This is a genomic window from Frankia sp. CeCAU1, from assembly GCF_977971845.1.
In genome coordinates this window covers 1-7,286 of sequence record NZ_CDWWXA010000187.1, presented here as the reverse complement: position 1 = coordinate 7,286, position 7,286 = coordinate 1, and the positions used below count along the sequence as shown (strand labels likewise).

At 71.5% G+C, this 7,286-nt stretch carries 5 protein-coding genes and 1 pseudogene; 2 read left to right on the top strand and 4 right to left on the bottom strand.

The window, feature by feature from the left end:
• Positions 1-4 precede the first annotated feature (4 nt).
• Positions 5-271, bottom strand: a complete 267-nt coding sequence (locus AC08OO_RS21515; RefSeq protein WP_476611533.1) for a thiamine pyrophosphate-binding protein — start codon at positions 269-271, stop codon at positions 5-7.
• Between the two features lie 415 nt (positions 272-686).
• On the opposite strand from AC08OO_RS21515, the gene hpnR reads away from it, so the two are divergent.
• On the top strand, positions 687-2,195 hold the full coding sequence (gene hpnR, locus AC08OO_RS21510) for a hopanoid C-3 methylase HpnR (RefSeq protein ID WP_476611534.1): 1,509 nt from the start codon (positions 687-689) through the stop codon (positions 2,193-2,195).
• 357 nt (positions 2,196-2,552) lie between these two features.
• Here hpnR and AC08OO_RS21505 read toward each other — a convergent pair.
• The 3 genes and pseudogenes from AC08OO_RS21505 to AC08OO_RS21495 all read right to left on the bottom strand — a co-directional run.
• Positions 2,553-3,614, bottom strand: a pseudogene (locus AC08OO_RS21505) (Dyp-type peroxidase); the annotation flags it as partial.
• Between the two features lie 236 nt (positions 3,615-3,850).
• Entirely contained in the window at positions 3,851-4,591 is a 741-nt protein-coding gene (locus AC08OO_RS21500; protein WP_476611535.1) for an SCO family protein, read from the bottom strand.
• Between the two features lie 312 nt (positions 4,592-4,903).
• Positions 4,904-5,440 (bottom strand): MarR family winged helix-turn-helix transcriptional regulator, encoded by a 537-nt coding sequence (locus AC08OO_RS21495; protein ID WP_011436910.1) that lies wholly within the window; start codon positions 5,438-5,440, stop codon positions 4,904-4,906.
• 80 nt (positions 5,441-5,520) lie between these two features.
• Here AC08OO_RS21495 and AC08OO_RS21490 point away from each other — a divergent pair.
• Positions 5,521-7,286 (top strand): chloride channel protein (locus tag AC08OO_RS21490; RefSeq protein WP_476611536.1); only part of this gene is annotated, 1,766 nt, incomplete at its 3' end.

Below are 7,286 nucleotides of genomic sequence, written 5' to 3'. Positions count from 1 at the left end.
AGCGCTAGGACCGGATGCCGGACGCCATGTGCAGCCCAGGGGTGGTACCGGAGGTCGCGACACACGCGCCTACCTCACCGGTGAACTTGGCGTGCGCGCAGGCCATGAACGCCGCCATCTCCTCGTGCCGGGTCTGCAGGAACCCAGGATCACCGCCGGCCCGGTCGAAAGCCCCGAGGAAGCCGTTGATGCCGTCCCCGGGATAGCCGAATATGCGGTGAACACCCCAGCCGGTCAACCGCTGCAGGACATAGTCCGCGACCTGTGACATAGCTGCGCTTCCCTCCCACCCATCGATCAGCCGACCGCCGCTCGCACCAGCACCGTGAGTCTGGGTATGGACGGTGCACGCCACCGTCCATACCCGTTCGTCGCGGCCGGTCCCGGCCGGTCTCTCGTGCAGTTGAAGGACCGTCGCCCGACGCACCGACGTCATTGTCAGCCGAATGTAAGGTTCGTTCCCGAGTCATGCCGGCATCCCGGGGCAGGAACAGGAAGATGACAGGCGACGCGGAGTCGGCGCCCGGGCGGAGAGCGACCCACGGGCGACCCACGGGCAGTACCCGGCACGCAGGGTCCCCGGCACGCACGTTCGGGGCGGGACCGCATCAGTCCGCATCAGTCCGATCCGCCCAGGCCCGCCCTCGAACACCTGGATCCGTCCCCGAACAGGCGAGAGGAGCAACATGCGTGTCCTGCTGGTTCATCCCAGCGCGCTGATGTACTCGAAGATCTTCCTACGGCTCGAACCGCTGGGGCTGGAACGGGTGGCGGCCGCGCTGCTCGCCGCGGGTCACGAGGTGAGCATGCTAGATCTTCAGGTGGAGAAACCGGCCGCCTACGCGCGCCACCTGCGAGAGTGTCGTCCCGACGCGGTGATGTTCGGGGTGAACTATCTCGCGAACGTCCCCGAGGTCATCGAGCTCGCGCACCGGGCGAAGCGGGAACTGCCCGGCTGCCTGGTCGTGGCCGGCGGCCACAGCGTCTCCTTCATTGCCGAGCACCTGCTGAAGCAGTGCGACGGAGCACTCGATGTGGTCGCGCGCGGCGAGGGCGAAGTGGTCGCCCCACGCATCCTCGAAGCCGACCGCGCCCGTCTCGCGGACGTCCCGGGCGCGGTCACCGCCGATGGGGCGGGCCCGACCCCGGCCCTGCTACCCGGCCTCGACGAGCCGCTACCGGCCCGCCATCTGCTGGCCCACCGCCGCCGCTACTTCATCGGGGAACTGGACCCGTGCGCCTCGGTCGAGTTCACCCGCGGCTGCCCATGGGACTGCTCCTTCTGCAGCGCCTGGACCTTCTACGGCCGCAGCTACCGCCGCCTCTCCCCGGACACGGCCGGCGAGGAACTGTCCGCCATCCGGGAACCGAACGTCTTCATCGTCGATGACGTCGCCTTCATCAGGCCTGAACACGGCATGGCCATCGCCGATCAGGTCGAACGCCGAGGGATCCGCAAACGGTACTATCTGGAAACCCGTAGCGACGTCCTGCTGCGCCATCCCGAGGTGTTCGAGCGCTGGCGCCGCCTCGGCCTCGAATACATGTTTCTGGGCATGGAGGCCCTCGACGCGGACGGCTTGGACCTCTACCACAAGCGGATCTCCCCGGACGAGAACATCCGCGCCCTCGAAGTCGCCCGAAAGATCGGCATCACGGTCGCGGTGAACCTCATCGCCGACCCGGACTGGGACGAGAAGCAGTTCCGTCTCGTCCGCGAATGGGCGTTGTCGGTGCCGGAAATCGTGCATCTCACGGTGTGCACCCCCTATCCGGGTACGGAGATCTGGCACACCCAGTCCCGGCGGCTCACCACCCTGGACTACCGGCTGTTCGACATCCAGCACGCCGTCGTCCCCACCCGGCTCCCCCTCGACCGCTTCTACCGCGAGCTCGTCGCCACCCAGGCGGTCCTCAACCGCAAACACCTGGGCGCGAAGGCGCTTGCCGCGACCGCCCGGATCGTCGCCGCGAACCTGGCGCACGGCCAGACGAACTTCCCACGGATGCTCTGGAAATTCCCCCGGGTCTACAACGCCGACCGGCTGTACGCCGAGCACCAGCATCCCGCCCGCTACCGGCTGCCGGAGCCCGTCCCCGCGGCCATGACCCCGCGGCGGCGCGAGCTGTACGTCCATCAGCCCGCCGCTCGCCACCCGGTGGCGAGCAGGGAACGGGAGAGGACCGATCCATGACGACCGGGAGGCGGTCCCGCCGCTGAGGCTGCCACGGTCTCGGCTACCGCGGTCGCACCGGCCAACGGTCGTGCCCGCCCGGGTCAGCGGGTCGTGTCCAGGCGAGCGAGCGAGCCAGTCATTGTACGCCCGCCAGCTCGCCTCATCATCGTCGAGGTCGACGGATCGCGCCCGGGCTGCCGGTCTGGCGACCACCATGGTGGTGGGGGCGGGTTCGTGGCCGGTGTGGGTGGCAAAGGTCGCGGTACGGGCCCGTTCCAGCCAGCTCAAGCGGGCCCGGCGCACCGCCTCGGGTTTGCGGGTCCATACCCGAAACAGCAGCACGATGAGCACAACCATGATCCCGTCACCGACGACCCGTATGATAGCGCTGCCGGTCTGAGTGTCCAGCAGGGGGCTGCTGCCCCAGGTGTGCGGTGCCATGGCAATCGGGGTGCGGGACCGCAGCAGGACGACGCCGACGAGGGTGTCGACGCCCATGGACAGGATGACGAGCGCGAGCCGGCCGGGCGTGGACAACCGCCAGCGGATCGGTTCGTCGCCGACGAGCAGCACGAAGAACTGGTAGCCGGCAGCGAGGTAGAGAACGTGTTCGGGCTGGCCGAGCCAGGGCCGGGCCATCGCCTCGTTCATGAAGCCGGTGAGGTGGGTTCCGATGATCGTGATGGCGTAGCCGGCGAGGGCGGCGGGCGGGGCGGACAGCGGTGCGCCATCGGACTTGCGCCGGCCGATGACCTCGCTCTGCGCCGCCTCGGTCAGCCGGTCCCAGCTGTCGAGCAGCATGCGGATCCGCCGGCAGACGACGTAGGTCCCGCCTCGCATCCATGCCGGCCCGTCGGCGGCCCACACCGCGAGGTCGAACTGTGCCGTGCCCGGCCGGGGATTGTCGGTGCCGTCGACCTGCCCCATCAGGTTACGCGGGGTGGCATCGGGGTCGGCGGCACCGGCCGCGGTGCGCTGGAACCCTCGCTGCACCCAGCGGGGCTGGACGTACGCAGCGGCGATGCGACGCAGTTGGCGGGCCGCCGAGTAAGCGACCATCGGGTCCTCCGCGCAGACCTGCACGGCGAGGTCCCCGCCGCCACGGGCCGCGTCGATCCGGTCGCCGGGCAGGGCAGGGATGTCCGCGAGCGGACCGGGAATCCGCGTGTCGAGGCCGGCGCGGCGCAACGCTGACGCGCCGAGCCCGACGGTGACCGTCAAGGCGGCCGGCCCGAGCCCCGCCGTGTCCCGCTCGGCGCCGGCGGTCGGTTCGCCGCGCATCAACACCGCCGAGGCCGACGTCCAGGTCCGCAGCAGCGCGGCGAGGGCGGATCGGACCGCCGCCGGCTCGGTCGAGATCAGGTCGTAGGCGGTGAAGATCAGATGCTCGGGGGCCCGTTCGGCGATCCCGGGCTGGTGACGGCCGTCACCGGCCACGGCGGCCACCGCGGCGCGGCGAGCCGCCTCGACCGGGTTCGGCCGGTCCGGTAGCAGGCGTTGCGTGCCCAGGGCGACCCCCGTGCCGAGGACGACTCCGCCACCGAGGCCGAGCAGCCCGGCGCCGCCCAGCAGCCGACGGCGGTCCGGCCCCGGCCGTCCGCGCTCGTCGACCGGCGCGGCTCCCGGGCTTCCGGTCGGCGCGTCGGTCGGCGCGTCGGTCGGCGTGTCGCCGGTCACGCGTCGCCCCGCAGGAGCAGCGGGAGGTCATGGGCGTAGTCGGCCACCGGGGTGCCGGCGAGGTAGACGACACGCGCCTGACCCTTCGGCGTGAATGCCAGGACCTGAGCACCGTGGCCCACGGTGTAGCTCCCGTCGGCCTGCCGTCGCGGCGGCTCCAGCGGCACCCCGACGCTGCGCGCGGCGGTGTCGATGGTCTTCACGTCACCGGTCAGGCCGACGAAGGTGTGGTCGAACATGTCCAGCCAGTGGCGGATCACCGGCGGGGTGTCCCGCGCCGGGTCCGAGGTGACGAACACGACGCTCGTCTGCCGGCGCACGGCCGGGGAGACCTGCGTCAACGCGGCGGCGAGATCGGCCATCGTCGTCGGGCAGATGTCCGGGCAGTGGGTGTAGCCGAAGAACAGCAGGGTGAGCCGGCCCGCGGCATGCGGGCGCAGGTCGTAGGGCCGCCCGGCGGTGTCCGTCAGACGCAGGTCCGGCATCGCGATCGGTGCGCCGAGCGTGGTGCCGCGGATCCCCGCGCTCGGTGACGTGGATGCGCCGCGCACCAACGGGCCCGCCGAGGAGCCCCCCGAGGAACAGCTGGAGATCGCTACGAGAGCGCCGAGAAGGACGAGGGGGAGGACGGGAACGAGGAATGTCCGGCCGGGAGGAAGGAACGGGCGGTCGGTCCCGGCGGGGGTGGACAGGCCACGGCGGAACCGGGTGGCGCGAGGCGCCGGCATGCAGGGCATGGGAGAACTCCAGACTGGGTACCACCCCAGCGACACGGTGTGACGCGAACCCGTCACTTTCGGCGATGATTCGGATGGGATACCCCAGGGGATCTCCACCCGGCCCGGCCGGGGCGGAACCGTGCCCGGCGGGATGGGCAGGCGCGGAGAGGGCCACGCATGTGCCGGCGAACACGGTTGTTCGCACCACGCGTGCCCCCGCTCCGGCGGACGCCTCCATGCCGCCAGAGTGTAGGAGCCTTCCCGACCGAATGTTCTACGTGACGTCGAAGATTTGGGTCGAAGATTTTGTCGGCCACCCGCGAAGGCCGGTCAGGTCCAGCCGAGGGCCGAGGCGTCCCGACCGGATATCGCCGCCGGTTCGCCGCCGGCGTCCGCGAAGGCGCGCAACGCGCCGACCAGGCTGCCCCGCACGTCCGGAGCGAGCCGGGCGACGATCGTCGCGATCTCGGCCCGGCGCCGGGCGGTGACCTCGTCGACGAGGCGCCGGCCCGGCCCGGTCAGCTCGACGATGACCTCCCGCCGGTTACGCGGGTTGCCGACCCGGAGGATCAGCCCGGCAACGACGAGCCGGTCGGCCATCCGGGTGGCCGTGGAGGGGTGCACGTCGAGCGACTCGGCGAGCTCCCCGGCACGTTGCGGTCCACGCCCGGCGAGCACGACGAGCATCCGGAACTGCGGCAGGGTGACATCCTCGCCGACGGCGGCGATCGAGCGGGCCGACACCGCCACCAGCAGCCGGGATGCCGTCAGGACCGCATCGGTGACCTCGTCGACGTCCACGCCCGGCACTCCCGCGGGGTCGGGAACCGAGGGCGGCAGGGCGGAGCCATCCGGCGGGCATGCCATGTCACCGTTTTACCGCGCAACGCGATCTCTACTCGGACCGGATCATGGCAAGCACAAAGCAACAGTTGTATGGTGCAAACATGCCGGTGACGTCACGCGGGATCTCCACCCGATGGGCAGCCCGTCCGGAGATCTACCAGCACCGAGCCGGCGCCGTCCTCGCGGCCCTGGCCGTCGTGATCGGCGCGGGGGTCGGGCTCGGCGCGGTCGCCTTCCGCGGGCTGATCAACCTCTTCACGGAGGTGTTCTGCGGCCGGGCGGACTGCTCGGTCGGCGGACGGCTGCCCAACCCCCACATCCCCGGCCTGGGTTTCTGGTTCCTGCTGGCCGTCCCGGTCATCGGAGGCTTGGTCTACGGACCGCTCATCCACCGGTTCGCCCGGGAGGCCCGCGGCCACGGAGTCCCCGAAGTGATGTCCGCCGTCGCCGAACGCGACGGCCGCATCTCCCCCCGCGTCTCGGCGGTGAAGTCACTGGCCTCGGCGTTGTGCATCGGTGCCGGAGGGTCGGTCGGCCGGGAAGGCCCGATCGTGCAGATCGGCGCGTCCCTCGGGTCGGCTCTCGGCCAGCTCCTGCGCGTGCCGGGCCGCCGGCTGCCGATCCTCGTCGCCTGCGGCGCCGCCGGCGGCATCGCCGCCACCTTCAACGCCCCCGTCGCCGGCGTCCTGTTCGCCCTGGAGGTGATCCTGCGGACCTTCACCGCCGAGGCCTTCGGCGTCGTCGTGCTGGCCGCCGTCACCGCCAGCGTCATCGGGCGCGCCGCCTTCGGTGACACTCCCTTTCTCAGCCTGCCCACCTTCGCCCTTCACAGCCAGGGCGAATACCCCCTGTTCATCCTGCTCGGCGTGGTGGCCGGCCTAACCGGCGTGCTGTTCACCCGCCTGCTCTATCTCATCGAGGACCTCTGCGACTGGGCCTGGCGCGGCCCCGAATGGCTACGCCCCGCTGTCGGCGGCCTGCTCCTCGGCACCGTCCTGCTCGCCCTGCCCCAGATGTACGGCGTCGGCTACCCGGTCCTCGAACACACCGTTCACGGCGGGTACGCCCTGTGGTTCCTGCTCGTCCTCATCGGCGGGAAGATCGTGGCCACGAGTCTCACCATCGGCATCGGCGGCTCCGGCGGCGTCTTCGCCCCGTCCCTGTTCATCGGCGCGTCCACCGGCGCCGCCTTCGGCACCCTCGCCCACCATATCGCCCCGGGCACCATCGCCCCTGTCGGGGCCTACGCCCTGGTCGGCATGGGTGCCGTCTTCGCCGGAGCGGCCCGCGCGCCCATCACCGCCGTGCTCATCCTGTTCGAGCTCACCGGCGAGTACACGATCATCCTCCCCCTGATGACCGCCGTCGTCGTCGCCACCCTGACCAGCCGGCTCCTGAGCACCGACACCATCTACACCCTGAAGCTGACCCGCCGTGGCGTCGACCTCGACGCCTCCCACGACCTGCGCCGCCTGCGGGCCATCCCGGCCACCGCCGCGATGCGGTCACCGCCACCGCCGATCCCGGCCGGCGCGCTCCTCTCCGAGCTCGCCGCCCTGCTCGCCGGCTCGCCGTTCCCCGCCCGCCCCGTCACCGACGGCCACGGGCACTACCAGGGGATCATCACCACACCGGCCGTCACCCACGCCCTCGAGACCGACGCCCGGGCCGAGCAGCGCGCCGCTGGCGACCTCGCTGTCCGCCCTCCCGCCCTCACCGTCGACGACAGTGTCGCCACCGCCCTGCATGCACTCACCGACCCCGGCGCTCCGGGCCTGCCCGTGCTCACCAGCGACGGCCATACCGTCGCGGGATGGGTCACCCACCAGTCGGTACTCGCCGCCGTCTACCCGCCGCCGGCCGAAAC

Excerpts from the sequence above, each read along its gene's own strand:
- AC08OO_RS21500 (WP_476611535.1), bottom strand. The coding sequence starts at position 4,591 with ATGCCCTGCATGCCGGCGCCTCGCGCCACCCGGTTCCGCCGTGGCCTG.
- AC08OO_RS21495 (WP_011436910.1), bottom strand. The coding sequence starts at position 5,440 with ATGGCATGCCCGCCGGATGGCTCCGCCCTGCCGCCCTCGGTTCCCGAC.
- AC08OO_RS21515 (WP_476611533.1), bottom strand. The coding sequence starts at position 271 with ATGTCACAGGTCGCGGACTATGTCCTGCAGCGGTTGACCGGCTGGGGT.
- hpnR (WP_476611534.1), top strand. The coding sequence starts at position 687 with ATGCGTGTCCTGCTGGTTCATCCCAGCGCGCTGATGTACTCGAAGATC.